Genomic DNA, 26,617 nt, shown 5'->3' with positions numbered 1-26,617 from the left:
GCTTATTACGCTCGAATTTACCCTTGGCCATCTTGCCCTAGTTCCTGTGGTTTTCGCTGCACGGGGGCACCCCCGCTCTCAAACGTGGCGACATAAGGCTTTCACCCGCGAGGTGCAAGTGTAAATCCGACCGCGGAAACGGGGTCAGGCGCGGCCCGGCGACGCTATTCGCCGACGGGCGGGCCAGACGATGAAAGTCAGCCCGAACACGACGAGAACCATGCCCGCGAGCCGCATCGGCGAGAAGGTTTCACCAAGCACCAGATATGCCGACAACGTGCCGAACAGCGGTACCAGCAGCGAGAACGGTGCAACGGTCGAGGCCGGATATATCCTGAGCAGATAGCCCCAGATTCCGAAGCCGACGATTGTGGCAAGAATGGCGAGGTACAGGATCGAGCCGATACCGATCGCCGAAAGGCCCGACAATGCCCCATGGATCGCCGGCCAGCCCTCGAACACGAACGACATTGCCAGAAACGGCAGCGGCGGGATCAGGCACAGCCAAATGATCAGCGGAAACATGTCGACCTTGCCGGCCATACGGACAAGCACATTGCCCATCGCCCAGCTTGCAGCAGCAGCCAGCGCCAGCAGGAGGCCACCCATCGTAAAACCGAGACCTGTCGTCATGGCGATAGTGACAAGCCCTGCCCCGGCGACCGCGCAGCCTGCGAGTTGCATGAGCCGCGGCCGTTCGCCGAGCAGCGTGGCTGCAAACAGGACGGTGAAAAACGCCTGCGACTGAAGCACCACGGAAGCCAGTCCCGGCGGCATGCCGACCGTCATCGCCGGAAAGAGGAAGGCGAACTGGCCGAAGAAGAGCGCCATGCCGATAACGAACAGCCGCGACCAGGAAAGGGCTGGCCGCGCGATAAAGAACGCGGGCACCGCTGCAACGGCAAAGCGCAACGCTGCCAGAAGGAACGGCGGCAGGCTGTCGAGACCGAGCCGAATGACGACGAAATTGAACCCCCATATGGCGGTAAGGAAGACGGCGAGCGCGATATGTTTCAGCGACATGGTCCACGGCCTCGAATGAGCACACGGCCGTTTCAGGCGACGCGGTCGCAGCCTGATAGTTCACAAATTACCGGCAGTCCCAGTGAATTCGCCTGAACCGAAGATTTCGCGATGCTGAATACGAGGCCCGCGCGCCGGACCTTGGAGCGGGTAGCGGGAATCGAACCCGCATATTCAGCTTGGAAGGCTGCTGCTCTACCATTGAGCTATACCCGCGCCCGTCGGTATCGGCTTCTTGTGCGGCGGTGGTGGAGGGGGCTGGATTCGAACCAGCGTACGCATAGCGAACGGATTTACAGTCCGTCTCCTTTAACCACTCGGACACCCCTCCACGTAACCGCAGAAGCCATGCTGCGAGGCAGTTTGGCGGTCGGGAAGGCCAATTGCGGGCAACCCGAAAAACCGCGAAGCGCCTTATGGCGACAAGCCATTTCGGTGTCAACCGCGCTCGCACGCATTATCGCTTAAGAAACAACAAGCCGGTATCCAGCACGGGATTGGCAGGCTATAGGCGAGCCATGAGCGACGACGACAAACCCGGCACACCGAAGGACCGGCATTATGCGCGGCTGCGCCGCGCGCATCGCGACCGGCAGGCAGGACCGCGCCCCGGCGCCATGCCCAGGCCGCGTCCCGGCTCTGTGCAGGTCGAGCCGCCACCGCCTGGCCTCGTCAGGCTGTACGGCCTACACACGGTGCGTGCCGCGATCGACAATCCAAAACGGCGCATCAAGTCGCTGCTGGCGACCCGCAACGCGCTCGCGCGGCTGGGTTTCTCCGAAGCCGACAAACACCCCTTCCCGTTCGAGGTCGTCGAGCCCCGCGCCATCGACAAGCTGGTCGGCCCCGACGCCGTGCATCAAGGCGCTGTGATCGAGGTGGAACCCATGTCCACGCGGCGGCTGTCGGACCTTGCCGGCGCAAATCTGCTGCTTGTGCTCGACCAGGTGACCGACCCTCACAATGTCGGGGCGATCATGCGCTCCGCAGTCGCCTTCGGTGTCGACGCCCTGATCACCACCGCGCGCCACAGCCCCGCCGAAAGCGGCGTGCTTGCCAAAGCAGCATCCGGCGCGCTGGAGCATATCGACCATATCGAGGTGCGAAACCTCGCCGATGCGCTCGGCGAGTTGCACGCAGCCGGCTTCCACACCATCGGTCTCGATTCCGACGGCGAAGCCGAGCTGGAAGCATCGTTCGACGGCGCCCGTATCGCACTTGTGCTGGGCGCCGAAGGCAAAGGCCTGAGGCAAAAGACCCGCGAAACAGTATCGGCGCTTGCCCGGCTCGACATGCCGGGCCCGATCCGCTCGCTCAACGTGTCGAACGCAGCCGCGGTCTCGCTCTACGCCGCGCGGCGGCATCTGGCCGGAACAAGAAAATGATCCGGCTGGCTGTCATCTGGGGAATCCTCGGCCTCGCGGCCGGCCCGGTCGTGATCTACTGCCTGATCCTGCTGGCGCTGTATCTCGACCCGTCCTGCCGCGCCGGAGACACGCTGACCTGCCGGCTCGATGCCGGTCTCAACCTCGTGCTCGGCGCTATCGGCGGCTTTGTTCTGTTCTTTGCGGTGTCGCTGGTCCGCTCGCTGCTCAAAAAAGCCCGTTCATAACAAAAACGCCGGCAGCACGATGCCGCCGGCGCAATTCTGCATTTCGAATGATTGGGCTTAAACGGCCGCTGCCGCGCGTCCCCGGTCGTTGAAGCGCTTGTTGCGCTTCCAGCGGCCCTTGGGCTTGGCGCCGCCCGGTCCGCGCGGCGCTCCATCTGAAGCTTGTGTGCTACGCTGCTGGCCGTGCCCCGAACCGCGTTTGCCGTTGCGGTTGTTGCGGTTTCCATTGCGGCCGCGGTTGCGGTTCTGTGCCGCGCGCTGCGCGCCAGCGTCGTGCTCGGCGCCTTCCAGCTGCGCCGGCTCATCGCCGACGACCGCCAGCTTCTGTCCGGTCAGCCTCTCGATATCGCGCAAGAGCTTGCGCTCCGAGCTGTCGCAGAACGCGATCGCCACGCCGCTGGCGCCGGCACGTGCGGTACGGCCGATGCGGTGGACATAGGATTCCGGCACATTGGGCAGCTCGAAATTGACGACATGGCTGATGCCGTCGATGTCGATACCGCGCGCCGCGATGTCGGTCGCCACCAGCACCTTCACCTTGCCGTTGCGGAATTCCTTGAGCGCCCGCTCGCGCTGGCCCTGGCTCTTGTTGCCATGCAGTGCGGCACTTCCAAGCCCTGCTTTTTCGAGATGCCGGCAGACCTTGTCCGCGCCATGTTTGGTGCGGGTGAAGACGATGGCGCGTTCGACGCTCGCGTCACTCAGGACCGAAACCAGCATGTCACGCTTGGCACCGGCATTCACGAAGCGTACCGACTGGTCGATAAGCTCGATCGGCTTGGACGCCGGAGTCACCGCGATTTCCGCCGGTGCGTTAAGGAAATCCTTCGCCAGCGCACGAATCTGCTTCGGCATTGTCGCCGACAAAAGCACGGTCTGGCGGGTCGCGGGGATCGCGCCAAGAATACGCCGGATCGCCGGAATGAAGCCGAGATCAAGCATCTGGTCGGCCTCGTCGAGCACCGCGATCTGCGTGCGGTCGAGCTTGACCGCGCCATTGCGCAGATGGTCTTCGAGCCGGCCGGGCGTGGCGATCACGATGTCGACACCCTGCGCCAGCGCGCGCACCTGCGGCGACGGTTTTACGCCGCCGACAACGACGGCGAGCGAAGCGCGCATGTTGCGGCCATAGGTGCGGATGCTGTCCGACACCTGTTTGGCGAGTTCGCGCGTCGGCACGAGGATAAGCGCCTTGCAGCTCTTGGGAGCGGCGCGCCGTTTGTCGGCGAGGATCGTATTGAGGAGCGGCAGCACATAAGCCGCCGTCTTGCCGGTGCCCGTCTGGGCAATGCCGATCAGGTCCTGCCCGCCAAGCAGTGCGGGGATGACTTCCGCCTGGATCGGCGTGGGATTGGTGTAACCTTCGCCCGACACCGCGCGAAGAATGGGCTCGGCGAGGCCGAGTTCCGAAAACTGTTTCAAGATATGTCTTTCATATGCCGTCGCGGCCCGCGGAAAACTCCGGGACCGTCACGGTCAATTGGTTTTAAGCTAAGCTTGCGTAGATCAGCCGCCGGTGCGTCGGCGCCTCATGCGCCGTGAAATTGGGCAACGATCTGACTTGGGAGGAAAGATGCTGCATGGTGCCGCCGACGAAAATATCGTCACCTACGCGCGGCACGCGCCCCGCATATAGGCTGCGCGGCCTTTAATAGCAAATGATTTCGCTGCAGCGCACAACGCGCCGCCCGAGCTTACATCTCGAGCGGCGGCATCAGATCGGCCGGCAGCGGGCTGACATAGGGCGTCTTTTCGGTGCGCTGGCGCAGATCTGCTTTCGCTGCCGCGATCAGCTCCGGCTCAAGAATCGCCTGCCTGCCGACAGCCGCCATCACCTTGGCGGCATGCACCAGGCCCTTATGCGCGGCGGCGTTCTTGCCCTGCGTCACCATCTGCCAGGTGTGGAACGGCGTGCCGATCGCATAAGTCGCGCCCCACATCTGCACGGTGGGCACCACCCAGCTCACATCGCCGACATCTGTCGAGCCGGAAATGCCGAGCCGCGGTGAATCGGCCGGCACCAGCCGGTCGCAAAGCGGCCCGGGCATCACGCCGTCCATGCCAAACATGTGCAGCGAATCGGAAATCTCCTCCGGCCCATAAGTGCCCTGGATGGCGCTGGCGAAGTCGCGGTCGTCATCGTCGAAGTCGGGCGGGCCGAGCGCTTCCAGATGCTGCCGCATGGCGGCTTCCAGCGGCGCATTGCCGAGAAGGTTGGCGACAGCGGACAGCGTATGCGCCTCGACGGTCGTTTCCGTCATCATCGCCGCGCCATTCGCCACCTTTTTCACCCGCTCGATCAGCGGCAACAGGCCTTTGAGGTCGGGTGAGCGGATCAGATAACGCACGGTGGCGTTGGCCTGCACGACATTGGGCGCGATGCCGCCGGCATCGATCAGCGCGTAATGGATGCGCGATTCCGGCGGCACATGCTCGCGCAGATAGTTGACGCCGACATTCATCAACTCCACCGCGTCGAGTGCGCTGCGGCCAAGATGCGGTGAGGCCGCGGCATGCGAGGCGCGGCCGCGGAAGGTGAAATCGATGCGCGCATTGGCAAGCGATTCCGCCACCATGACGTCGCAGACCGAATGCGGGTGCCAGCAGATCGCGATGTCGACATCTTCGAACGCGCCATCGCGCACCATGAAGGTCTTTGCCGAACCGCCTTCTTCGGCCGGGCAGCCATAATACCGCACCCGGCCGGCGGTTCCGCTTTCCTTCAGCCAGTCGCGCACCGCGATTGCGGCGAGCATCGCAGCGGAGCCCAGCATATTGTGGCCGCAGCCATGGCCGTTGGCGCCCTTTTCGAGCGGCCGCGGCTCGGCAACGCCGGCCTCCTGGCTGAGATCGGGCAGCGCGTCATATTCGCCGAGAAAGGCGATGACCGGCCCGCCCTCACCCGCCTCGCCCATGACGGCGGTCGGAATGCCGGCAACGTTTTCGGTGATGCGGAACCCCTGCCGCCTGAGTTCGGCGGTGTGCTCCGCGCAGGACCGCGCCTCCTGATAACAGGTCTCCGGCATGCCCCAGACCCGGTCGCTGAGTGCGATCAGCTCCGGCGCGTTGTCATCCACGTGTTTCCAGATCTCGGGTGCGTTGTCCAAGACGCTCTCCTCCGCAAGTCGCTGGGCATGACTATAGGCTCAAATGCGAAGGCTGGAAGATGGGGTTGCTGCTGGACCAACGAAGAAAGTGCGTCACCTCTGTGTATCGAAACTGCCTGCGCCAAGTGAGTTAGCGAAGCGGTTGGTACTGTTGACCGTCTCGTATCGCCGTCCGTCGAGTTGTTTGCCGTAATACTCCCTCAGCCAACCCAATAGCTTCTCCACCTCGCCCTCAGTCACCGGTTCGTCGGTGATCGTCAGCGTAATGCGCTTCAGCGACACGCCGAGACCGAAGCTGGCAGCTAGATTGTCGGGATCGACGCGCTTCACCGTCGTCGGATCGTTGATGTCGTCGAATGTGACCAGCAGCGGGTAGAGTTTCGGTGGCACCTGAAGAATACGCCTTGTTACGACGACCTCAGAAAAGGCCTCCTTGCCCCAGACACGTTCTGTCGTGTCCGCAAGCACACGGCTTGGCAGGTTCTCGGTATACTCCTGCCGGTTCGCATCGCTGAGAAGCGCGAACAGCATCCCTCGCTCGCCCAAATCGACAACAACGGCCTCGCCCTCAACCTCGGAAAGCCAATCAGGGCCGCCCCACCCTCCGGTACCGAAGAAATTTGGCCACCAGTGGACGCTACTGACCGCAGAAGCTAAGACCAACCGACCGTCGACTTCGACCTCGACTGTCATCTTCTGATGCCAACGCCAGTTATTGAATCCTAATTCGCCGCAGCCACCAAGCAGGATGACGGTTGACATCAGCAAAGTGACGCTGCTGGCTCGTGATAATCGAGCGGGAAGAGACCTAGCGGATGTTCGCCTGCAAGCCCGAGCTAAGAGATGAACGCGCTCCAGCACTGTGAAGAAGCGAGCCACCGCGCGCATTACAGTGGCGAAACGCAAACCTATTCCAGGATATGCTGGGGGCATGCGAACTCCTCGCAATTCTCAGTCTCTACGCGCGCAACGATTACGCCGCCGCACTGATTTGCCCCAGTGGCGCATAGCAACCACATCCGCCCGGCCCTCTCAAGGCCGGAAACGGCAAAAGCAATCCAGGGTGAACGATTGGAAAACTGGTGCCCCCGGCAGGATTTGAACCCGCGACCTTCGGTTTACAAAACCGCTGCTCTACCAACTGAGCTACAAGGGCACTTGGCGCCGCCTAGCACAGAAGATGGCGGCGGGGAAAGTCCGATTTCGCTTCCTACATAGGGTTCGCGTGGCCTTTGCACCAGCGGGTTCAGGTGCTACCCACTCGACGATAGGTCAGCGCCCGCGCCGGAGGAGAAATGGACGCTTCAGCCCTGCCGCAGTCCCTCGCCTTCGTGGCCGCGGACAACAGCGACGCCCGCGACGCGGCGCGGCGGCTCTCCGCGCTCTACGGCCAGTCCGACATCGCCGACGCCGATGTGATCATCGCGCTCGGCGGCGACGGTTTCATGCTGCAGACGCTGCGCGAGAACATCGGCCACCAGCGGCGCATCTACGGCATGAACCGCGGCACCGTCGGTTTCCTGATGAACGAATACCGCGAAGACGGGCTGCGCGAGCGCATCGCGGAGGCAACAGCCGACACGCTGCGCCCGCTGGTCATGAACGCGACGACCGCGGACGGCGAGACGGTGTCGGAATTCGCGATCAACGAGGTGGCCCTGTTCCGCCAGTCCGCCCAGGCGGCCAAGGTCCGCATCACCATCGACGGCCATGTGCGGCTCGACGAGCTGGTCTGCGACGGCGTGATGGTGGCGACCCCGGCCGGCTCGACCGCCTATAATCTGTCCGCCCACGGGCCGATCCTGCCGCTCGATGCGCCACTTCTGGCGCTGACCCCGGTCAGCCCGTTCCGGCCCCGCCGCTGGCGCGGTGCGCTGCTCTCCAATCAGGCCGAGGTGAGGTTCGACATTCTGGAGCCCGACAAACGTCCCGTGAATGCGGTTGCCGACCACTCGGAAGTGCGCTCGGTCGTGAGCGTGTCGGTTGCAGAATCGCACGAGCAGACGCTGCGCATCCTTTTCGACGCCAGCCATTCCTGGAACGAGCGTATCCTGGCCGAACAGTTCCGCTACTGACGATCTCGCGCTGAATTTACCGTTATTTCAAGAAATGCGCCCGATTTGCCGCATTTCCGGCGCCTTCGTGTTGACATGCACCCGTACGCACCGTACGCGACCCATGTTTTGGTGCCTTGCATCGAAGACCCGCCGGGCGAACCTCGTGAACCACGCCGGCCAGCACAAAGACAGCCAATAGAGTGTCAGACAACGACAATAAAGCAGTGGGCACGCCCACCTTTGCAGAGTTAGGCCTTTCGACGAAGGTGCTCGACGCCGTCACGTCGGCCGGCTACGAGACGCCGACGCCGATCCAGGCCGGCGCCATTCCCCATGCACTTGCCGGCAAGGACGTGCTGGGCATCGCCCAGACAGGCACCGGCAAGACCGCCGCCTTCGTGCTGCCGATGATTTCGCGCATCGAAAAGGGCCGTGCCCGGGCGCGCATGCCGCGCACGCTGATCCTCGAACCGACGCGCGAACTCGCTGCGCAGGTCGAAGAGAACTTCATCAAATACGGCAAGAACCACCGCCTCAACATCGCGCTTCTGATCGGCGGTGTGTCGTTCGACGAGCAGGACCGCAAGCTGGAGCGCGGCGCCGATGTGCTGATCGCGACGCCTGGCCGGCTGCTGGACCATTTCGAACGCGGCAAGCTGCTTCTGACCGGTGTCGACATTCTCGTCATCGACGAAGCCGACCGCATGCTCGACATGGGTTTCATTCCCGACATCGAGCGTATCTGCAAACTGATCCCGTTCACGCGCCAGACGCTGTTTTTCTCCGCCACCATGCCGCCGGAGATTACCAAGCTCACCGAGCAGTTCCTGCAGGCGCCGGTGCGCGTCGAGGTTGCCCGTCCGTCGACGACGGCTGCCAATGTCACGCAGCGCATCGTGAAGTCGAAGGGCAAGGCCTGGGACAAGCGCGAGACGCTGCGCAACCTGATCCGCGCCGAAGAGGCCGAACTCAAGAACGCGATTATCTTTTGCAACCGCAAAGTGGATGTGTCGGAGCTGTTCCGCTCGCTCATCAAGCACGAGTTCGACGCCGGTGCGCTGCATGGCGACATGGACCAGCGCGCCCGCATGGCGACGCTCGAAGGGTTCCGCGCCGGCAAGCTGAAGCTGCTGGTGGCGTCGGATGTCGCCGCGCGCGGCCTCGACATCCCCGATGTCAGCCATGTGTTTAATTTCGACGTGCCGATCCACGCCGAGGATTATGTCCACCGCATCGGCCGCACCGGCCGTGCCGGACGTTCCGGCAAGGCATTCACCATCGTCACCAGGTCTGACCAGAAATATCTCGACGCGATCGAGAAGCTGACCGGCCAGGATATCGAATGGCTGGATGGCGATCTGACGTCGCTTTCCACCGATGCCGAAGACGAAGCGCCGGCCCGGGGCCGCGGCCGCTCAGGCAGCAAGACGCGTGGCGGCAAGACCAGGGACGCCAAAGAGGCAAAAGAGACCAGGGAAAAGGCCGAAAAGGCTGCCGACAAGAGCGAACGGACCGAAAAGAGCGAGCGCAAGGACAATATTCGCGAAGCGAATGCCGCGCGCGCCGACAACGCCGACCGGAAGCGCGGTCAGCGCAAGCCGGATAAGGAAGATGGCGATGCCCCGCTCGGTTTTGGCGAGGACATGCCCGATTTCATGAAGATCGCCATTCGCGCCTGACCTCAGCGGTCAGGCGTTGCCAGCCGCGCGGGCTTCGGCCAGCGCCTTGAGGTCAGCCGGCTTCAGTTCCACCGATTCGCCACAACCGCAGGCAGACGACTGGTTCGGATTGTTGAAGACGAAGCCGGTGCGCAGCGTCGTGACTTCGAAATCCATTTCGGTGCCGAGAAGATAGAGCGCCGCCTCCGGCGCCACCCAGACATGCGAACCCGCATGTTCGACATGGTCGTCCTTGGCGTCCGGATCCGTCACCAGATCGACGGTATATTCCATACCGGCGCAGCCGCCCTTCTTGATGCCGACGCGCACGCCTCTGGCGCCGTCGCGCGCGTCGACGATCTCGCGCACGCGCTCCGCTGCCCGGTCGGTCATCGTGATGACTTCAAAACCCATCATTTGCTCCATTCGTCGCCGGTTCAAGGCCGGCGGAATGATTGTACCGTTAGTTGAAAATGGTGAAGAAACAGCGCAATCGCAAGGTCATCAATACCAGCCAACGGCAACCTTGGCTTCTTCCGACATTCGGTCGGGCGTCCAGGGCGGGTCGAAAACCATCTGCACATCAACGCCGGAGACGCCTTCTACTGTGTTTACGGCATCCTGAACCCAGCCGGGCATTTCGCCCGCGACGGGGCAGCCTGGCGCGGTCAGCGTCATGTCGATCTTGACCTCGCGATTGTCTTCCACATCGATCTTGTAGATCAGGCCGAGCTCGTAGATGTCGGCCGGGATCTCGGGATCGTAGACCGTTTTCAGCGCGCTGATGATGTCGTCGCTGAGGCGCGCAAGCTCGTCCGCCGGGATGGAGCTTTGCACCGTCGCCGCGTTTGGCGTTTCCGCGATTGTCTGTTCGTCGCTCATCTCGATCACCCGAAGAATTTGCGCGCCTTGTCGAGCGCCTCGACCAGAATGTCGATCTCGGCCTTGGTATTATACATGGCGAATGAGGCACGGCATGTCGAGGTCACGCCGAAACGCTTGAGCAGCGGCTGCGCGCAATGCGTGCCGGCCCGCACCGCAACGCCGGCGCGGTCGATCACCATGGAGACATCATGCGCATGGATGCCCTGCATCTCGAACGAGATGATGGCGCCCTTGCCCGGAGCGTTGCCGAAAATCCTGAGCGAATTGATACCGGCGAGCCGTTCATGCGCATAGGCGCGCAGCTCGGCCTCGTGCGCGGCGATCGCCTCACGGCCAACCCCTTGCATATATTCGAGCGCGGCACCCAGCCCGATTGCCTGCACGATTGGCGGCGTGCCGGCCTCGAAACGGTGCGGAGGGTCGTTGTAGGTGACGTTGTCTTCCGACACGTCCTCGATCATCTCGCCGCCACCCTGGAACGGGCGCATGGCCTCAAGCATCTCCTTGCGTCCGTAGAGCACGCCGATGCCGGACGGACCGTAGACCTTGTGGCCGGTGAAAACGTAGAAATCCGCGCCGATATCGCGCACGTCGACCGGCATGTGCACAGCCGCCTGGCTGCCGTCGATCAGGACCGGAATGCCACGCTCGTGAGCGATGCGCACGACTTCCTTCACCGGCACCACAGTGCCGAGCACATTCGACATGTGAGCGATCGCGATCAACTTCGTACGGTCGGTCAGGCGCTTTTCGAACTCCGCAAGGTCGAACGCGCCCTCCTCGTCCACCGGCACCCAGACCAGCTTGGCGCCTTGCTGCTCGCGGATGAAATGCCAGGGTACGATGTTGGAATGGTGCTCCATGATGGAGAGCACGATTTCGTCGCCCTCGCCTATGTTCGGCATGCCCCAGCCATAGGCGACCGTGTTGATCGCCTCGGTCGTCGATTTGGTGAAGACGATCTCGTCGACGCTTTCGGCATTCAGAAAGCCGCGGACGGTCTCGCGCGCCTTCTCGTAAGCGTCGGTCGCCGCATTGGAGAGGAAATGCAGCCCGCGATGCACATTCGCGTATTCCTGCGAGTAGGCGTGCGTGACTGCATCGATAACCGCCTGCGGCTTTTGGGCCGATGCACCGTTGTCGAGATAGACCAGCGGCTTGCCGTATACCTCGCGGGCGAGGATTGGGAAGTCGCGCCGAATGGCCTCGACGTCAAAAAAACGGCCGTCATCCTCGGGCTTGTCCCGAGGATCTATTGTCCTCTCACCGACAGATTCGACCATCGCCTTACTCCGCAACGTCGCAGATCCTCGGGACAAGCCCGAGGATGACGCTTTTGCCAATTCACCCGTGCTGCTCGAACCAGTCCTCAAGCCGCTGCTCCAGAACCGCGACGAGCGTTTCGTCGTCCAGTTCCTCGATCACCTCGGCAAGGAAAGCCTTGACCAGAAGGCCCCGGGCCTCCTTTTCAGGAATGCCGCGTGCCATCAGGTAGAACAGATGCGCATGGTCGATTTCGGCAACCGTCGCGCCGTGGCCGCAGGCCACGTCGTCAGCGAAGATTTCGAGCTCGGGCTTGACCGAAAACTCGCCCTCGTCCGACAGCACCAGCGTGTTGCACGCCATCTTGGCATCGGTCTTCTGCGCCTCGCGCGCTACCCTGATCTGCCCCTGGAAGACACCATGAGCCTTATCGGTAACAATGTTGCGGATGAGCTCGGTGGAGGTGGTGTCCAGTGCTGAATGATCGAGCACCATCGTCACGTCATTATGCGTTGAGCCGGCGAGAAGGTTCACGCCCCGCAGTTCGAAATGGCCGCCCTCGCCCGGCATCGTGACGCGCACTTCCTGCCGCACCAGCTTGCCGCCGACATTCATGATGAAGAGCGACAGGTTGGCCTTTTCGCCGATTTCAGCCTGGAACTGACCAAGATAGGAGACGGTGTCGGGTTGTTCGACGAGGATCACGTAGTGCACCTCGGCGCCATCCGCGATCTTCAGGCTGTCTACACATGAGACGAGTGCCCTGCCATTGCCGGTCTGGCGCTCTACGAAGGTCACCTTCGCGCCCTTGCCGACAGTGACGGCGAAGCGTGTATGCGTCTGGCCGCCGGCATGCAGGTTCTGCAGCTCAATCGGCCACTCTATCTTTGCGTCGTCTTCGATCGCAATCGAATAACCGTCGGAAACGAAAGCAGCGTTGATCGCACCCACCGCATCGTCACCACCGTAGGTGGCAAGCGGGCTTGCGAGGTCGCCGCCCGGAAGGAGCTTCGACAGCCGTTCGATGACGACACCCTTGGGTGCTTCCGCAGCCTCAGCGCGGCCATTTGCCGTCACCAGGCGTGATGAACCGTCGATAAGCACAGGCACCGCCTGCGGCGCTGCGGAACGGTCGAATTCAGGCACTGCGTTCAGGAGCCGGCGCAAATCGGTATAATGCCAGCTCTCGACCTTGCGCGTCGGCAGCCCGCGCTTCACAAGTTCCATCGCAGCGTCACGCTGAAGCGTCACATCTTCATTGCCCGGCAGGTCGGAGAGGCGCTTTGCAAACGCCTCGGCCAACGCTGTCTCGGCCGGCGTTAGTTGCGGTTCTGTGTGCACGTTCATCTTCGCCGCCTATGCCGCCTTGCCGATCACGCCGGCATAACCGTTCTGCTCGAGTTCCAGCGCCAGCGACTTGTCGCCCGACTTCACAACCTTGCCGGCTGATAGAATGTGCACGGTATCCGGCACGATATAGTCGAGCAGCCGCTGGTAATGCGTGATGACAACCATGGAGCGGTCAGGCGAGCGCAGCGCGTTCACACCATCGGCGACGATCTTGAGCGCATCGATGTCGAGGCCGGAATCGGTCTCGTCCAGAACGCAGAGCTTCGGCTCCAGAAGCTTCATCTGGAGAATTTCGGCCCGCTTCTTCTCGCCGCCGGAAAAGCCGACATTGAGCGGCCGCTTGAGCATATCGAGGTTCATTTCGAGCGAACCTGCCGCATCCTTCACGAGTTTCATGAACTCGGGGATCTTCAACGGGTCCTGCCCGCGCGCCTTGCGCAGCGAATTCATCGCCACCTTGAGGAATTCCATCGTCGCGACGCCGGGTATCTCCATCGGATACTGGAATGCGAGGAATACGCCCTTTGCAGCACGCTCGGCCGGATCTAGATCGAGGATGGATTCGCCGTTGTAGAGGATGTCGCCGTCGGTGACCTCGTAGTCGTCGCGTCCTGCCAGGATGTAGGAGAGCGTGGACTTGCCGGAGCCGTTCGGCCCCATGATCGCGGCCACCTCGCCATCATTCACGGTCAGGTCGAGCCCGCGGATTATCTCGGTGCCGTCTTCGGCGATACGGGCGTGCAGGTTCTTGATTTCAAGCATGTGCGTTCTTTCAGGTCGTGGCCGCGGGGGCGGCATTCAGTTCTTTCGGGGCCTAGAGCCCGGTCAGGGCGCGCAACGATGGCAGCAGCGATGCGGCAACGAGACCGACACCGACGCCCAGTGCGAAGCGGAAAGCGCGGCTGGCGCTCGGCACGAATGCCGCCAGCAGTCCGCAGACGGCGCCGTAGAAGGCGAGCGTGATCGGATCCATCAGCCGACGCTTCCTTCGAGCGAAATGCCGATCAGCTTCTGCGCCTCGACGGCAAACTCCATCGGCAGTTTCTGGATCACGTCCTTGACGAAGCCGTTGACGATCAGCGCGATCGCTTCTTCTTCCGGTACGCCGCGCTGCATGACGTAAAACAGCTGGTCGTCGGAAATCTTCGACGTCGTCGCTTCGTGCTCTAGCTTGGCCGACGCGTTCTTGGCCTCGATATACGGCACGGTATGCGCGCCGCAATCATTGCCGATCAGCAGCGAGTCGCAATTGGTGAAATTGCGCGCATTCGACGCCTTGCGGTGAACCGAAACCTGGCCGCGATAGGTATTGTTCGAATTGCCGGCCGAGATGCCCTTGGAAATGATCCGGCTCACCGTGTTCTTGCCGAGATGGATCATCTTGGTGCCGCTGTCGATCTGCTGATAACCATTTGACACGGCAATCGAATAGAACTCGCCCTGGCTGTTGTCGCCGCGCAGAATGCATGACGGGTATTTCCAGGTGATCGCCGAACCGGTCTCCACCTGGGTCCAGGAGATCTTGGAGTTCTTGCCGCGGCAATCGCCACGTTTGGTGACGAAGTTGTAGATGCCGCCCTTGCCCTCAGCGTCGCCCGGATACCAGTTCTGGACCGTCGAATATTTGATCTCGGCATCGTCGAGTGCGATCAGCTCCACAACGGCGGCGTGCAGCTGGTTCTCGTCGCGCTGCGGTGCGGTGCAGCCTTCCAGATAGGAAACGTAGGATCCCTCGTCGGCGATGATCAGCGTACGTTCGAACTGGCCTGTGTTCTTTTCGTTGATGCGGAAATAGGTCGAAAGCTCCATCGGGCAGCGAACGCCCTTGGGCACATAAACGAACGAGCCGTCGGTAAAGACCGCAGAGTTGAGCGTGGCGTAATAATTGTCGGAGGTTGGAACCACGGAGCCGAGATATTTCTTCACCAGCTCCGGGTGTTCGCGGATCGCCTCCGAGATCGAGCAGAAGATGACGCCGGCCTTGGCGAGTTCTTCCTTGAAGGTGGTGACGACGGAAACGGAATCGAACACGGCATCGACCGCAACGCGGCCCGACGCGTAGACATTGTCGTTGGCGCTCTCGCTTTCGTCTTCCTCGGCAGACGGCTTCTGCACGCCTGCGAGGATTTCCTGCTCTTTCAGCGGAATGCCGAGTTTCTCGTAGACGCGCAGCAACTCGGGATCGACCTCGTCGAGCGATTTCGGGCCGGACTGCATTTTCGGCGCGGCGTAATAGTGGATGTCCTGAAAATCGATCTTCGGATAGCTGACGCGCGCCCAGTTGGGCTCCTCAAGCGTCAGCCAGCGCCGGAACGCGCCCAGCCGCCATTCGAGCATCCACTCCGGCTCGTCCTTCTTCTCGGAAATGAACCGGATGATGTCTTCGTTGAGGCCTTTGGGAGCCTTATCGGTCTCAATGACGGTCTCGAATCCGTATTTGTACTGATCGACGTCGATCTTACGGACCTGTTCGATCGTCTCCTGCACAGCAGGCATTGGCGTTCTCCATCCTGGCCGGGTTCAAGGTCCGGCAGTCGTAAACGTCATATGCGTCCGCCAACTCGGCGGCATGCACGTAACATAATCACTCAAGGGTCCGTTTTCACGACCCCGTTCGAATTTTCAGCACCGCGAGCGCGCCCGTCATGCTGCTTTCGGCCGGCCACCGCGACGCGCCGCAATATCTGCAAGCGCCGCCTCGAAGCGCCCGATGTCGGCCTGGGTTGTTTCGGGCCCTGTCGACAATCGAATGGCGCCCTCTTCAGCGTCGAAACCCATTGCCTTCAGAACATGGCTCGGACCGACTCGCCCCGAGGAGCAGGCCGATCCCGACGAAACTGCTATACCGGCCAGATCGAATGCGATCAGCGCTGTTTCCGCTTTCAGGCCGGGTATCGTAAACAGCGACGTATTGGCAAGCCGCGCGACGCTCTTTCCGTGGATGATCGCACCTGGAAACTGCTGCAATAAGGCCGCCTCGGCCTTGTCCCGCAAATTCCGCATCGCGTCCATCGCGTCGAACCCGGCTGCGGCAATTTCGGCGGCCGCGCCAAAACCGGCGATCCCGGAAAGGTTCTCAGTACCGGCGCGGTGACCCTTTTCCTGCCCACCGCCGGTGATAAGCGGCACCGGCATCATCAGATCCGAGCGTCCGACAAACGCGCCGACACCTTTCGGGCCACCGATCTTGTGCGCCGACAAGATAAAGAAATCACCGCAGTCATTTGTAATTTCGATAGAAATACGCCCAACGGCCTGCACTGCATCGACAATCAGAACACCACCGGCAGCTTTCACCACCCGCGCAATTTCCTGAACAGGCTGAATGACCCCCGTCTCGTTGTTGGCCGCATGAACCGCCACCAGAGGCAAACCGGCTTCGCGGTCATGTTGGGCGAGAACGCTTTCCAGCCCAGCGAGATCGGCGATGCCGTTTACATCGACACCGAAACGCACCACGTCGCCGGCATCAAAACGCCCGCCGCCCAGCGTGCAGGCGTGATCGGCCTCGCACACATAGAGCTTGGAGAAGCGCAGCGCGCTGCGGCCCATGCGCCAGTCAGGCGAAAGAAGCGTTGCGGCAGCCTCTGTTGCGCCCGACGTAAAGATGACATGCTCGGCCTCGCCGCCCACCAGGGCCGCCACCGAACGCCGTGCGCGATCCGCCATCTGCCGCGCCGCACGGCCCTCCGAGTGGACAGAAGACGGGTTGGCGCTATCAAGTGCCGCGATAGCCGCAGCACGCGCCTCGGCCAGCAGCGGGGCACTGGCATTGTAGTCGAGATATGTCCGCGTCTTCGTCACGCTTTGTCCGTTTCAGCCCGCAATTCAGCGGAGCGGCGTTATTTCCTTGAAATTGAAGGCTTCGCCGTCCTATTTACCCGCCTTGCCAACTGGACACCCGAAGCGTTTCCAGTTTTGAATAATTCTAAACTGGTTTCTAAGAAGCCGACCCCGCCGCGTCAAGGGCAACGCCAAACGGCATCCCGGCCAGCGGAAAAGGGTTCGACACGGAGAATATCATGCCCGAAGTCATTTTCGCCGGACCGGCTGGCCGCCTCGAAGGCCGTTATCAGCCTTCCAGCGAGAAGAACGCGCCGATCGCGATCGTATTGCATCCGCACCCGCAGTTTGGCGGGACGATGAACAACAAGATCGTCTACGACCTGTTCTACATGTTCCAGAAGCGCAATTTCACCACGCTTCGGTTCAATTTCCGCGGCATCGGCCGTTCTCAGGGCGAATTCGATCACGGCACGGGCGAACTCTCGGACGCGGCGGCGGCACTCGACTGGATCCAGTCGCTGCACCCCGATTCCAAGAGCTGCTGGGTGGCCGGTTATTCGTTCGGCGCATGGATCGGCATGCAGCTTCTGATGCGCCGTCCGGAAATCGAAGGTTTCATGTCAATCGCGCCGCAACCCAACATCTATGACTTCGCGTTCCTGGCACCCTGCCCCTCGTCCGGCCTGATCATTCATGGCGACGCCGATCGTGTCGCGCCGCCGAAGGACGTCCAGGTGCTGGTCGACAAGCTGCACACGCAAAAAGGCATCACGATCACCCAGAAGATCATGCCGGGCGCTAACCACTTCTTTTCCAACGATGCCGATCTGCTGATCGAGGAGTGTTCCGACTATCTGGACGCGCGCCTGCGCGGCGAGCTTGCCGAACCGCGCCCCAAACGCATCCGATAGACGACTTACCCTACAGGTTCCGCAAAATGTCCGCCTTCAAATCCGATTTCCTGCGCACACTTTCCGAGCGCGGTTTCATCCACCAGATTTCGGATGAAACCGGCCTCGACGAGCTTTTCGCGAAGGAAACGGTGACCGCCTATATCGGCTTCGACGCTACGGCGAAGAGCCTGCATGCCGGATCGCTTATCCAGATCATGCTGCTGCACTGGATGCAGCAGACCGGCCATCGGCCTATCGCGCTGATGGGCGGCGGCACGTCGATGATCGGCGACCCCTCCTTCAAGGACGAGGCGCGCAAGCTCCTGACAGTCGCCGGTATCGAGGAGAATCTCGCCGGAATTCGGCGGAATTTCGAGCCCTACCTCAAATTTGGCGAGGGTGCGACAGACGCCCTGATGATCAACAATGCCGACTGGCTGCTCAAGCTGAACTACGTCGAGTTCCTGCGCGATGTCGGCCGGCATTTTTCGGTCAACCGCATGCTGTCCTTCGACAGCGTGAAGCTGCGGCTCGACCGGGAACAGTCGCTGTCGTTCCTGGAATTCAACTACATGATCCTCCAGGCCTATGACTTCGTGGAGCTGAACCGGCGTCACGACTGCCGGCTGCAGATGGGCGGCTCCGACCAGTGGGGCAATATCGTCAACGGCATTGATCTCGGCCACCGGCTGGGCTCGCCGCAGCTCTACGCCCTGACATCTCCGCTTCTGACCACGTCATCCGGGGCCAAGATGGGCAAGACCGCGGAAGGCGCGGTCTGGCTCGACGCAGACATGATGAGCCCGTGGGACTTCTGGCAGTACTGGCGCAACACCGAAGATGCCGATGTCGGCCGCTTCCTGAAGCTCTACACCACCCTGCCGCTCGATGAAGTCGCAAGGCTTACAGCGCTTGGCGGCGCCGAGATCAACGACGCAAAAAAGGTTCTGGCAACCGAGGTGACGGCGTTGCTGCATGGCCGTGAAGCGGCGGAGGCGGCAGCCGAGACGGCGCGCAAAACCTTTGAGGAAGGCGCATTGGCCGACGATCTGCCGTCGATCGATGTGGCGGCGGCGGAGCTGAAGGCGGGTGCCGGGCTGCTGAACCTGCTCGTTCAGGCTGGTCTTGCTGGTTCCAACAGCGAAGCAAGACGGCATGTGCAAGGCGGCGCGGTGCGCGTCAACGACACGCAGGTAACCGACCCGCGCGCTTCGGTTTCCGATGCCGATGTCAGCCCGGAAGGCGTGATCAAGCTCTCGCTCGGCAAGAAAAAGCACATTCTGGTCCGCCCGGCCTGACCGGTCGCGCAGTCAGTCCAGCCACCATTCGGGACCGGCCGCCAAGGTGATGCCTTCGCGGCCGATTTCGTTCAGCCGGCTTTCAAGCCGCGCCCCCCGAACCACAAGCTCCGGCGCCAGCTCAAACAGCGGCACCAGTACGAAAGCCCGGTCCATCATGCGCGGATGCGGCAGCTCCAGTCCGGGTTCGTCGATTTCCCGGTCGCCATAGGTGAGCACATCGAGATCGACACTGCGCGGGCCCCAGCGTTTGTCGCGTACCCGATGAAGCTTGGCTTCCGTCTCCAGGCACCGCTCAAGCAGCACCCGTGGTTCGACTTTCGTTTCGAGCAAGGCCGCGGCGTTCAGGAAGTCGGGCTGGTCGGTTATTCCCCACGGCGGGGTTGCATAAAGCGAAGATACCCGAGCGACACGAATATCGGCATCTCCGTCGAGTAGCCGCAGCGCCGCCGCCATCGTCGCACGCGGGTCGCCGATATTGCCGCCGAGCCCGACATAGGCGCGCACCTCATTGCGGCCAGACAAGCGTGACCTCTGCGTGATCGAGAACGCCCGGGACGGGTGCGTTGGGTTTGCGGACGGTAATTTCGGCGCGGTGGATCTGGGGAAACTGTTCACACAGCGCTTTGGCAACGTCGAGCGCCAGCGCTTCGATGAGAAAACGGCGCTTTCCCGTCACGATCTGCTCGATCACCGCGAATGCGGCCCCATAATCGACAGTGCCGTCAATGTCGTCCTGATCGAGCGGGTTTTGCGAAGTGATCGCCAGCACCGCGTCGACATAAAAGCGCTGGCCAAGCGCCTCCTCCGCGTCGTGAACGCCGTGGCGGGCAAAAAAAGCACAGTTCTGCAGCCGGATCGTGTAATCGGTCATCGCCTCTAGCCGTTCTGATGCTGAAGCACGGCATCCGCCATATCGAGCGCCGCCCTGTTCATTGCGACATTATGTACACGGAATATGGCCGCGCCTTTCATTCGCAATACGACGCTTGTCGCCGCAGTGCCGATATCGCGTTCATCGCCGTCGCGGCCGGTCACAGCGCCGATGAAGCGCTTGCGCGACGTTCCCACCATCCATGGAAAGCCGAAATCGCCCAGTTCCCGGAACCGAGCGATCAGCGTAAGGTTTTCATTCGCATCCTTGGCAAAGCCGAAGCCAGGATCGATCACGATCTGCTCTCCCTTCACGCCGGCCTGCGAGGCCGTCTGCAACGCGTTTTGCAGGAACAGCCTTTGGTCTTCGATCACATCCGGCAGCTTGTCGCGCTCGCGGCCTGTATGCATGATTGCAAGCCCGGCGCCGGTCGCAGCCGCCAGATCCGCAATCGTCCGGTCCCGCGCAAGGCCCCAGACGTCATTGACGATATGAGCGCCGGCATCGAGTGCAAGACGGGCGGTTTCGGCCCGGTAAGTATCGACCGAAACGATCGAACCGGGCATGTCGGCCACCTTTTCGATGACCGGCAGGATCCGCTTCTGCTCCTCCTGCGCCGTGATCGGTTCGGCGCCAGGCCGGGTGGATTCACCGCCAATGTCGATGATATCGGCCCCTTCCCCGATCATTTGAGCTGCATGAGCGATCGCGCGGTCCGCCGCAGCGTACCTGCCGCCGTCGGAAAAGCTGTCCGGCGTGACATTGAGAACGCCCATGATGAGAGACCGCGCGCCCAATTCGAGGCTCCGGCCATGCGCGAGCGTCCAGCTCTTCGTCGATTCGATGGTCAATGAGATGTCCGCTAGCGCACCAAGAATTCCGTTGCGCTCGGCTTGCACCTCGCGCAAAGTCACGTCAACCGGAGAAGCGCCCGTGAAATTCATTTTGGCCCTGGTAGCCATATCCGCATTGCTGGCCTGGCCCGCACACAGCGCTTCGCTTTCCAAGACCTACAGCTATTTCAGCATCGGCGGGCGCAATCTCGACGAAATCCAGACCGAACTGGACCGTCGCGGCCCCAAGCTGAACAGCACGGGGCGCCGGCATCCGGGTGCTACCGAAATGGAATTCAACACCAGAATTCAGTACGGCGAGAGCAACGGCCGATGCCGCGTCATCAATGCGGAAGTCAGAGTAAACGCCAAAGTGATATTGCCACGGTGGCGGGCACGCCGCCGGTCGGATCAGGACACGCAGCTGATATGGGATACACTCGCGGCCGACATCAAGCGTCATGAGGAGAGCCACGTCGTCATCGCCAAGAACCATGCGCGGGAGCTGGAAAACGCATTGAAGAAGCTCTACCCGGAGCGGAACTGCGAAGTGACTGCGGCGAAGGCGAAAAGCACCACCGACCGCATCATGGCCAAACATGACGCCGCGCAGGCAAAGTTCGACCGTGTTGAAGGCATCAATTTCGAACGCCGTATTATGCGCCTGCTGAACTACCGCATCGAGCGGGCAGCGAAAGGGAACTGAATTCAGCCCTGCCGCTCGGGAACGCTGACCACAAGCCCGTCGAGCTCGTCGGTGACCTGAATCTGGCACGAAAGCCGCGAATTCGGCCGAACGTCGTAGCCGAAATCGAGCATGTCTTCTTCCATAGCCTCGGGCGGCCCGACTTTTTCGGTCCAGGCCTCGTCGACATAGACATGGCACGTGGCGCAGGCGCATGCCCCGCCGCATTCCGCCTCAATGCCGGGCACGCCGTTACGCACGGCATTCTCCATGACGGTGGAGCCGGTGGGCGCGTCGATTTCGTGGCGCGTGCCATCAAACGCGACGTAGGTGATAGTGGGCATTGACGAACCTGGAGGAAGAAGTCGAGGAATAGTCAGCCGAGATAGTCGCTATGTGCGCCTTGTCAACCCGCAGCGGCGTCAGCGGCGACCTTGCAGCGACAGGATGTAGCGCTCGATATCGCCAGCCCGGCCGTTAAAATCATCCACATGGCTGCCGTCTTTCGGCGCATCCTCTATCCTGGCCGCGATTTCAGCCAGGCCGAACGCTCCCACCGCCCGCGCAGCGCCCTTGATGCGATGCGCAACCGCGCGCAACTCGGCTTCCTCGCCGCCGCGAACCACTTCCCGCGCCGAGCGCATCTCGATCAGAAACAGATCCAGAACCTCGCGCGCAATCTCTTCGTCCCCAAGCGTATGCCGGGTCAAATGCGCCATATCGATGGGAGGCGCCTCGACGAACTTCCTGCCCGAATGATCTCCACCGCCGTCGTTTTCGAGCCTGCTTTCGTCTTCTTTCATTCCGCTCCCCAGCTTGATCCTGCGCCGGAGCGTATGTGCTTATCGGTACACGGGCGGTTAACGGGCACACGCCCGCGCGGGTCGCCCCGCATTAACCTTATGTTTAAACTTTTACTCATCGCCCGGAATGAATGTTCCCTTTGCCGGCGTTGCCCACTACGATGCATGCAGGCATTTTATGTCCTTTTCCGCGCGGGATACGGGGGTCGCCAATGACTTCCCGCGCCAGATCAAGGAATTAGAGCGGCATGGCGCGCAAAGCATCGATAAAGAAGACGGACGAGGCAGTTGCGAAGGAGCTGGAAGAAGCTCTGGACTTCGACCTGACGGGTGAAGATTTCGCCTCCGAGGGCGACCTGGATATCGCGGCCTCGATGGAGGACCTGGAAGCCCAGATCGCCAAGGCCGCCGACGATCTCGCCCGCGAAGGCCGCGTTGCCGAGGCAAAACCTCTCGCCAAACAGCCCGCACCGTCATCGTCGGAACTACGCCCGATCGAACCGGAAAAGAAGGCGGAGACGGCATTCCAGCCGGCCAATGACGACAGGCAGCGTGACAGTCGCGCAAGCCTGCAGAGCCTGAACCGCAACCCCTCACGCGGCATCTATTGGGCAACGCTCTTCCTGTCCGCCGCATGGGTTGCCGGCGGCCTCATGCTCGGCCACATACTGTTTGCGCCGCAGATCTGGCAGATCCGCTCGGTCGAGCAGCTTCTGGCTGCACCGCAGGTAATCGGTCTCGGCATCGGCATTCTCGTTCCGATCATACTGTTCTGGGGCTTTGCGGTCATGATCCGCCGCGCCCAGGAAATGCGCCATGCCGCGCGTTCGCTGACCGAGGCCGCAATCCGCCTGGCCGAACCGGAAAGCATCGCACAGGATCGCGTCATGACCGTCGGACAGGCGGTCCGCCGCGAGGTGATGGCGATGGGCGACGGCATCGAACGAACGCTTGCGCGGGCGGTCGAGCTGGAAACGCTTGTGCATTCCGAAGTGACGGAGCTGGAGCGCGCTTATTCCGACAACGAGGTGCGTATCCGCACTCTTGTCGACGGCCTGAGCACCGAGCGCGAGGCCGTGATTGGCCACGCTGAGCGCGTGCGCGCCTCGATTTCTGGTGCACGCGAGACGCTGAAGGAAGAAATGGACCAGGCGACCGACACGCTGCGTGACAGCATCGTCAGCGCGTCGGGCCAGCTCCTGAATACGGTCACCGAGTCCGGCGATTCGCTCGTCGATCGGATCAACCTGTCGAGCAGCGCGATCTACGACGCCATCGACCAGCGGCTCGATGTGGTATCCGACCGCATCACGACCTCCGGCAACGCCTTTGCCAGCCAGCTCGACACGCGAATTGCGACGCTGACGCAGAGCGCGGACGATCTCACGAGCTCGCTTTCGAGCATGCTCGACGACCGCACGTCGGGCATGGTGTCGATGCTGAACGATGCCACGTCGTCGCTGACGTCGGAGTTCGATTCCCGCCTTTCCGGCGTGGAGAACATTCTGTCCGAGCACAGCCAGGCATTGATCGGCGAGTTCGAAACCCGTGCCCAGGCGCTGGACGCCGGTGCCGAGCGCCTGAACACCGCACTTGAAGCGCGCGCAAAGCAGATCAACGAGACGCTGGTGGAGCGCGCCCGTGAGATCGCCACCACCTTCACGGACGCCAGACAGGACATCGCGGCAGTTATCGACGAGGGCAAGGCCAAGATCGGCACCGATATGGCCGAACTCGTCATGTCCACGTCTTCGCTCCTCGACGAGCGCGCCGGCGATTTCGCAGCACGCCTGATGGCGAGCCGCGATCAGGTTTCGGCCGCACTCGAGCAGGATTACGCGCAGCTCGCGGACCGCGCGAACCAGTTCGCCGGCATCCTGACCGCCAATCGCGAGCAGATTTCGGCAACGCTGGAGCAGGATCTGTCCAAGCTTGCGGAACGGACCACTGAGTTCGCCGGCATCCTGACAGCCAATCACGAGCAGATTTCGGCGACGCTGGAGCAGGATCTGTCCAAGCTTGCAGACCGGACGACGGAGTTTGCCGGCATCCTGGCCGAAAACCGTGACCAGGTTTCCGCAGCGCTCGAACGCGACCTTGCTCATCTCACGGACCGCGCTGGCCAGTTCTCGGAGACCCTGAGTGCAAATCGCGAGCAGGTATCTGCAGCCCTCGAACGTGACCTCACCCACCTTGCCGAGCGTCGCGCCGAACTCGACAACGCAGTCGCCAACCACGTCATGTCGCTTGCGGATCGTCAGAAGGAGATCAGCGAGGACGTCTCCGCCAACATCGGCAGGATCGAAGAAGCGTTCAGCCGTCAGTCGGGCGTTATCGAAGAGCGGACGCAGACCATGGAAACGGCGCTCAGCTCCGGCGTCGACAATGTGCGGCGCGCACTGGAAAACAGCGCCGGCGTGGTTGCAGGTTCGCTCCGCGACAAGGTGCTGGAAATCACCGCCTCGATCAGCCAGCAGGCGGAGAGAACGTTCGACGATGTGGATCAGCGCATCATCGCACGCACCCACCAGACCTCCGCAGAACTGGAAGAACGCGCACGCCTGATCACCGAAACGCTTGCCGACGCCGACAAACGTATTGCCGGCGGCGCCGACGCCCTGGTCAACCGTATCTCGACCGGCATCGACGAAGCCGAATCGCGGCTCACTGCCGGCACCGAGAACATCGGCGAAAAGTTGCACGAGCAGGTGCTGCAGACCGAGGCGCGGCTCATTTCGCGCGCCAACTCGATCACCGAGACGTTCCAGGGCGCCAGCGACGAAATTTCCGCCAGGACCGAAAACGCGACCCTCACGATCGCAGAACGGACTCGCGAGCTCAACGAACTGCTTTCGGCGCGCTCGGCGGAAATCGCGGAGATCCTCGACAAGACTGCGCGTCCGCTGGTCGAGCGTTTCGCCGCCAGCGGGGGCGAGCTCCAGCGCAATCTGGAGAATGCCACCCAGATGGCCACGGAGCGCCTGCGCTCCGAAAGCGTCGCGCTGGTGAATGCCCTCGCCAACCGCACAGCCGAAACATTGACTGCCGTCGAAGGCGCCAAGACCGGTCTGGTCGATGGCGTGTCGGAGCTAATCGATCGCCTGTCGGCATCCAATTCCAAGCTCGGCGAACTGATCGACATGGCGACCGTCAATCTGAACGCCGTGGACACCAAGCTTGCAGATTCTACCCAGGGCTTCGCCGCGACGGCCGAAAAGGCATCGCAGTCCTTCGCTAGCTCGGCGCGCCTGATCGACACCAACACCGGCAAGCTGACCGAACTGTCGTCGCACACGCTGAAAGACGTCTCGGCGATTGCCTCCAAGTTCGACGAACATGGCAAACTGCTTGCGTCGGCCTCCAGTCTGCTCGGTTCGGCTCAGGCAAACCTGGCATCCACGCTCGACGAGCGCCAGCAGGCGCTTGAGGAGCTTTCGGTCGGCCTGGTCAAAAAGTCCGAGGATATCGAGCGCGTGATGCGCAGCTTCGAAAACCTCATCGAAGGCACGATCGAGCGGGCCGAAGGCCGCACCCGTTCCTCCACGGAGGAACTCCGCGGCATGATCTCGGATGTCGTGGAATCGGCGTCCACCCGCTTCAGCGACGCCACCGCCGAGCTTCGCCGCACCGCGGAGGTCATCCGTTCGGAGCTCGAAAGCACTCGTGCCGAAATCAAGCGCGGTGTCTTCGAATTGCCCGAGGAAACGCGCGAGTCCACATCCGCTATGCGGCGTGCCGTCAGCGAGCAGATCAACGCGCTGAAGGAGCTTTCCGACATCGTGTCCCGGTCGGGGCGCATGCTCGACATTTCCGACAGCAGTTCCGAAGCACCTGCCCGGCCGCAGCGCGCCGTACAGCCGCGGCCCGCTCCGCAGCCGCGCCCGGCAGAGCCGGCGCGCACGGCAAGCCAGCCGAAGCCGGAATACCGTCCGGTGGAGCCGGGCCATGGCTCCGCAACGGCGACCAAGCGCCGCGAGAGCGCAGCCGCACAGCCCGCCACCGGCGGCTGGGTCAGCGACCTCCTCCGCGGTGCATCGCGCGAAGAGGCCGCAGAAGCCCCTGCTCCGCGTCAGCCAAACGGCAACCGCTCACCGCTGCATGTGGTCGAATCCCTCAATTCGCTGTCGGTCGACATCGCTCGCGCGATTGACCATGAGGCGGCGATCGATCTCTGGGACCGCTACCGCCGCGGCGAACGCAACGTCTTCACGCGTCGGCTCTACACACTGAAGGGTCAGCAGACCTTCGACGAAATCCGCCGCAAGTATCAAAGCGACGGCGACTTCCGCGCAGCTGTGGAGCGCTACTGCGTGGATTTCGAGAAGCTGCTCGAGGATGTCTCGGCCAACGACCGCGACAACCTGATGGTGCAGACCTATCTGTCGTCAGACACCGGCAAGGTCTACACCATGCTGGCTCACGCCGCCGGACGCCTTCGCTAAACCCGGAAACCTGCGCAATTTGAGCTAATTGCGCAGGTTCTTCTGAGC

Annotated in this window: 25 protein-coding genes and 3 tRNA genes; 8 read left to right on the top strand and 20 right to left on the bottom strand. The window is 62.2% G+C overall.

Annotation, left to right across the window (positions count from 1 at the left end; translation table 11 throughout):
- Nucleotides 1-144: 144 nt before the first annotated feature.
- The 3 genes from EP165_RS14480 to EP165_RS14470 form a co-directional block, all read right to left on the bottom strand.
- Nucleotides 145-1,023, bottom strand: a complete 879-nt coding sequence (locus EP165_RS14480) for an EamA family transporter (RefSeq protein WP_127523502.1) — start codon at nt 1,021-1,023, stop codon at nt 145-147.
- 142 nt (nt 1,024-1,165) lie between these two features.
- A tRNA-Gly gene (locus EP165_RS14475) sits at nt 1,166-1,239 on the bottom strand.
- Between the two features lie 30 nt (nt 1,240-1,269).
- Nucleotides 1,270-1,354, bottom strand: a tRNA-Tyr gene (locus tag EP165_RS14470).
- 187 nt (nt 1,355-1,541) lie between these two features.
- Between EP165_RS14470 and EP165_RS14465 the strand changes: the two genes are divergently transcribed.
- Nucleotides 1,542-2,408: a TrmH family RNA methyltransferase gene (locus EP165_RS14465; RefSeq protein ID WP_127523501.1), complete on the top strand. Its 867-nt coding sequence runs from the start codon at nt 1,542-1,544 to the stop codon at nt 2,406-2,408.
- On the top strand, nt 2,405-2,635 hold the full coding sequence (locus tag EP165_RS14460; RefSeq protein ID WP_127523500.1) for a hypothetical protein: 231 nt from the start codon (nt 2,405-2,407) through the stop codon (nt 2,633-2,635). Before EP165_RS14465 ends, EP165_RS14460 begins: the two co-directional genes overlap by 4 nt.
- A gap of 57 nt (nt 2,636-2,692) precedes the next feature.
- On the opposite strand, the gene EP165_RS14455 is transcribed toward EP165_RS14460, so the two are convergent.
- The 4 genes from EP165_RS14455 to EP165_RS14440 form a co-directional block, all read right to left on the bottom strand.
- The gene (locus EP165_RS14455; protein ID WP_127523499.1) at nt 2,693-4,057 is read right to left on the bottom strand and encodes a DEAD/DEAH box helicase; all 1,365 of its coding nucleotides are present in this window, start codon (nt 4,055-4,057) and stop codon (nt 2,693-2,695) included.
- 272 nt (nt 4,058-4,329) lie between these two features.
- Nucleotides 4,330-5,742, bottom strand: a complete 1,413-nt coding sequence (locus EP165_RS14450; RefSeq protein WP_127523498.1) for a M20 family metallopeptidase — start codon at nt 5,740-5,742, stop codon at nt 4,330-4,332.
- 93 nt (nt 5,743-5,835) lie between these two features.
- Nucleotides 5,836-6,504: a hypothetical protein gene (locus tag EP165_RS14445; RefSeq protein ID WP_206075913.1), complete on the bottom strand. Its 669-nt coding sequence runs from the start codon at nt 6,502-6,504 to the stop codon at nt 5,836-5,838.
- 318 nt (nt 6,505-6,822) lie between these two features.
- A tRNA-Thr gene (locus EP165_RS14440) sits at nt 6,823-6,898 on the bottom strand.
- A gap of 139 nt (nt 6,899-7,037) precedes the next feature.
- Here EP165_RS14440 and EP165_RS14435 point away from each other — a divergent pair.
- A complete protein-coding gene (locus tag EP165_RS14435; protein WP_127523496.1) occupies nt 7,038-7,817 on the top strand; it encodes an NAD kinase in 780 nt (259 codons plus the stop codon).
- A 182-nt stretch (nt 7,818-7,999) separates the two neighbouring features.
- On the top strand, nt 8,000-9,478 hold the full coding sequence (locus tag EP165_RS14430) for a DEAD/DEAH box helicase (protein WP_501981681.1): 1,479 nt from the start codon (nt 8,000-8,002) through the stop codon (nt 9,476-9,478).
- A gap of 9 nt (nt 9,479-9,487) precedes the next feature.
- Here EP165_RS14430 and sufA read toward each other — a convergent pair whose 3' ends face one another.
- The 8 genes from sufA to EP165_RS14395 form a co-directional block, all read right to left on the bottom strand.
- Nucleotides 9,488-9,874: a Fe-S cluster assembly scaffold SufA gene (gene sufA, locus EP165_RS14425; RefSeq protein ID WP_127523494.1), complete on the bottom strand. Its 387-nt coding sequence runs from the start codon at nt 9,872-9,874 to the stop codon at nt 9,488-9,490.
- A gap of 87 nt (nt 9,875-9,961) precedes the next feature.
- Complete coding sequence (locus tag EP165_RS14420; protein ID WP_127523493.1) at nt 9,962-10,339, bottom strand: SUF system Fe-S cluster assembly protein; 378 nt, start codon at nt 10,337-10,339, stop codon at nt 9,962-9,964.
- Nucleotides 10,340-10,344: 5 nt separating this feature from the next.
- Nucleotides 10,345-11,625, bottom strand: a complete 1,281-nt coding sequence (locus tag EP165_RS14415; RefSeq protein ID WP_127523492.1) for a cysteine desulfurase — start codon at nt 11,623-11,625, stop codon at nt 10,345-10,347.
- Nucleotides 11,626-11,686: 61 nt separating this feature from the next.
- Nucleotides 11,687-12,952: a Fe-S cluster assembly protein SufD gene (sufD, locus tag EP165_RS14410; RefSeq protein WP_127523491.1), complete on the bottom strand. Its 1,266-nt coding sequence runs from the start codon at nt 12,950-12,952 to the stop codon at nt 11,687-11,689.
- A gap of 9 nt (nt 12,953-12,961) precedes the next feature.
- Complete coding sequence (sufC, locus tag EP165_RS14405) at nt 12,962-13,717, bottom strand: Fe-S cluster assembly ATPase SufC (RefSeq protein WP_127523490.1); 756 nt, start codon at nt 13,715-13,717, stop codon at nt 12,962-12,964.
- Nucleotides 13,718-13,769: 52 nt separating this feature from the next.
- Nucleotides 13,770-13,928 (bottom strand): hypothetical protein, encoded by a 159-nt coding sequence (locus tag EP165_RS20420; protein ID WP_164743044.1) that lies wholly within the window; start codon nt 13,926-13,928, stop codon nt 13,770-13,772.
- Entirely contained in the window at nt 13,928-15,451 is a 1,524-nt protein-coding gene (gene sufB, locus EP165_RS14400; RefSeq protein WP_127523489.1) for a Fe-S cluster assembly protein SufB, read from the bottom strand. Before sufB ends, EP165_RS20420 begins: the two co-directional genes overlap by 1 nt.
- A gap of 147 nt (nt 15,452-15,598) precedes the next feature.
- Nucleotides 15,599-16,759 (bottom strand): cysteine desulfurase family protein, encoded by a 1,161-nt coding sequence (locus tag EP165_RS14395; RefSeq protein ID WP_127523488.1) that lies wholly within the window; start codon nt 16,757-16,759, stop codon nt 15,599-15,601.
- Between the two features lie 218 nt (nt 16,760-16,977).
- Between EP165_RS14395 and EP165_RS14390 the strand changes: the two genes are divergently transcribed.
- The gene (locus tag EP165_RS14390; protein WP_127523487.1) at nt 16,978-17,652 is read left to right on the top strand and encodes an alpha/beta hydrolase; all 675 of its coding nucleotides are present in this window, start codon (nt 16,978-16,980) and stop codon (nt 17,650-17,652) included.
- 26 nt (nt 17,653-17,678) lie between these two features.
- Nucleotides 17,679-18,932, top strand: coding sequence for a tyrosine--tRNA ligase (gene tyrS, locus EP165_RS14385; RefSeq protein ID WP_127523486.1), 1,254 nt, complete (start codon nt 17,679-17,681; stop codon nt 18,930-18,932).
- Nucleotides 18,933-18,944: 12 nt separating this feature from the next.
- Here tyrS and folK read toward each other — a convergent pair whose 3' ends face one another.
- From folK to folP, 3 genes are read right to left on the bottom strand one after another with little or no spacing between them, the layout of a single operon-like run.
- On the bottom strand, nt 18,945-19,457 hold the full coding sequence (gene folK / locus EP165_RS14380; RefSeq protein ID WP_127523485.1) for a 2-amino-4-hydroxy-6-hydroxymethyldihydropteridine diphosphokinase: 513 nt from the start codon (nt 19,455-19,457) through the stop codon (nt 18,945-18,947).
- A complete protein-coding gene (gene folB, locus EP165_RS14375) occupies nt 19,441-19,806 on the bottom strand; it encodes a dihydroneopterin aldolase (protein ID WP_127523484.1) in 366 nt (121 codons plus the stop codon). The genes folK and folB overlap by 17 nt, the downstream gene beginning before the upstream one ends.
- 5 nt (nt 19,807-19,811) lie before the next feature.
- Nucleotides 19,812-20,657: a dihydropteroate synthase gene (folP, locus tag EP165_RS14370; RefSeq protein WP_245440152.1), complete on the bottom strand. Its 846-nt coding sequence runs from the start codon at nt 20,655-20,657 to the stop codon at nt 19,812-19,814.
- An 82-nt stretch (nt 20,658-20,739) separates the two neighbouring features.
- Between folP and EP165_RS14365 the strand changes: the two genes are divergently transcribed.
- The gene (locus EP165_RS14365) at nt 20,740-21,345 is read left to right on the top strand and encodes a DUF922 domain-containing Zn-dependent protease (RefSeq protein ID WP_245440151.1); all 606 of its coding nucleotides are present in this window, start codon (nt 20,740-20,742) and stop codon (nt 21,343-21,345) included.
- Nucleotides 21,346-21,347: 2 nt separating this feature from the next.
- On the opposite strand, the gene EP165_RS14360 is transcribed toward EP165_RS14365, so the two are convergent.
- Both EP165_RS14360 and EP165_RS14355 read right to left on the bottom strand, forming a co-directional pair.
- A complete protein-coding gene (locus tag EP165_RS14360) occupies nt 21,348-21,668 on the bottom strand; it encodes a 2Fe-2S iron-sulfur cluster-binding protein (protein WP_127523481.1) in 321 nt (106 codons plus the stop codon).
- A 78-nt stretch (nt 21,669-21,746) separates the two neighbouring features.
- Complete coding sequence (locus EP165_RS14355; protein ID WP_127523480.1) at nt 21,747-22,127, bottom strand: Hpt domain-containing protein; 381 nt, start codon at nt 22,125-22,127, stop codon at nt 21,747-21,749.
- A gap of 248 nt (nt 22,128-22,375) precedes the next feature.
- Here EP165_RS14355 and EP165_RS14350 point away from each other — a divergent pair, with 248 nt between their 5' ends.
- Nucleotides 22,376-26,569 (top strand): apolipoprotein A-IV repeat region-like domain-containing protein, encoded by a 4,194-nt coding sequence (locus EP165_RS14350; RefSeq protein ID WP_127523479.1) that lies wholly within the window; start codon nt 22,376-22,378, stop codon nt 26,567-26,569.
- Nucleotides 26,570-26,617 lie beyond the last annotated feature (48 nt).

Origin of the sequence: Mesorhizobium sp. Z1-4 (genome assembly GCF_004000235.1) — a bacterium.
Lineage (GTDB): Bacteria > Pseudomonadota > Alphaproteobacteria > Rhizobiales > Rhizobiaceae > RCIO01.
This window is presented reverse-complemented; position numbering and strand designations above follow the sequence as displayed.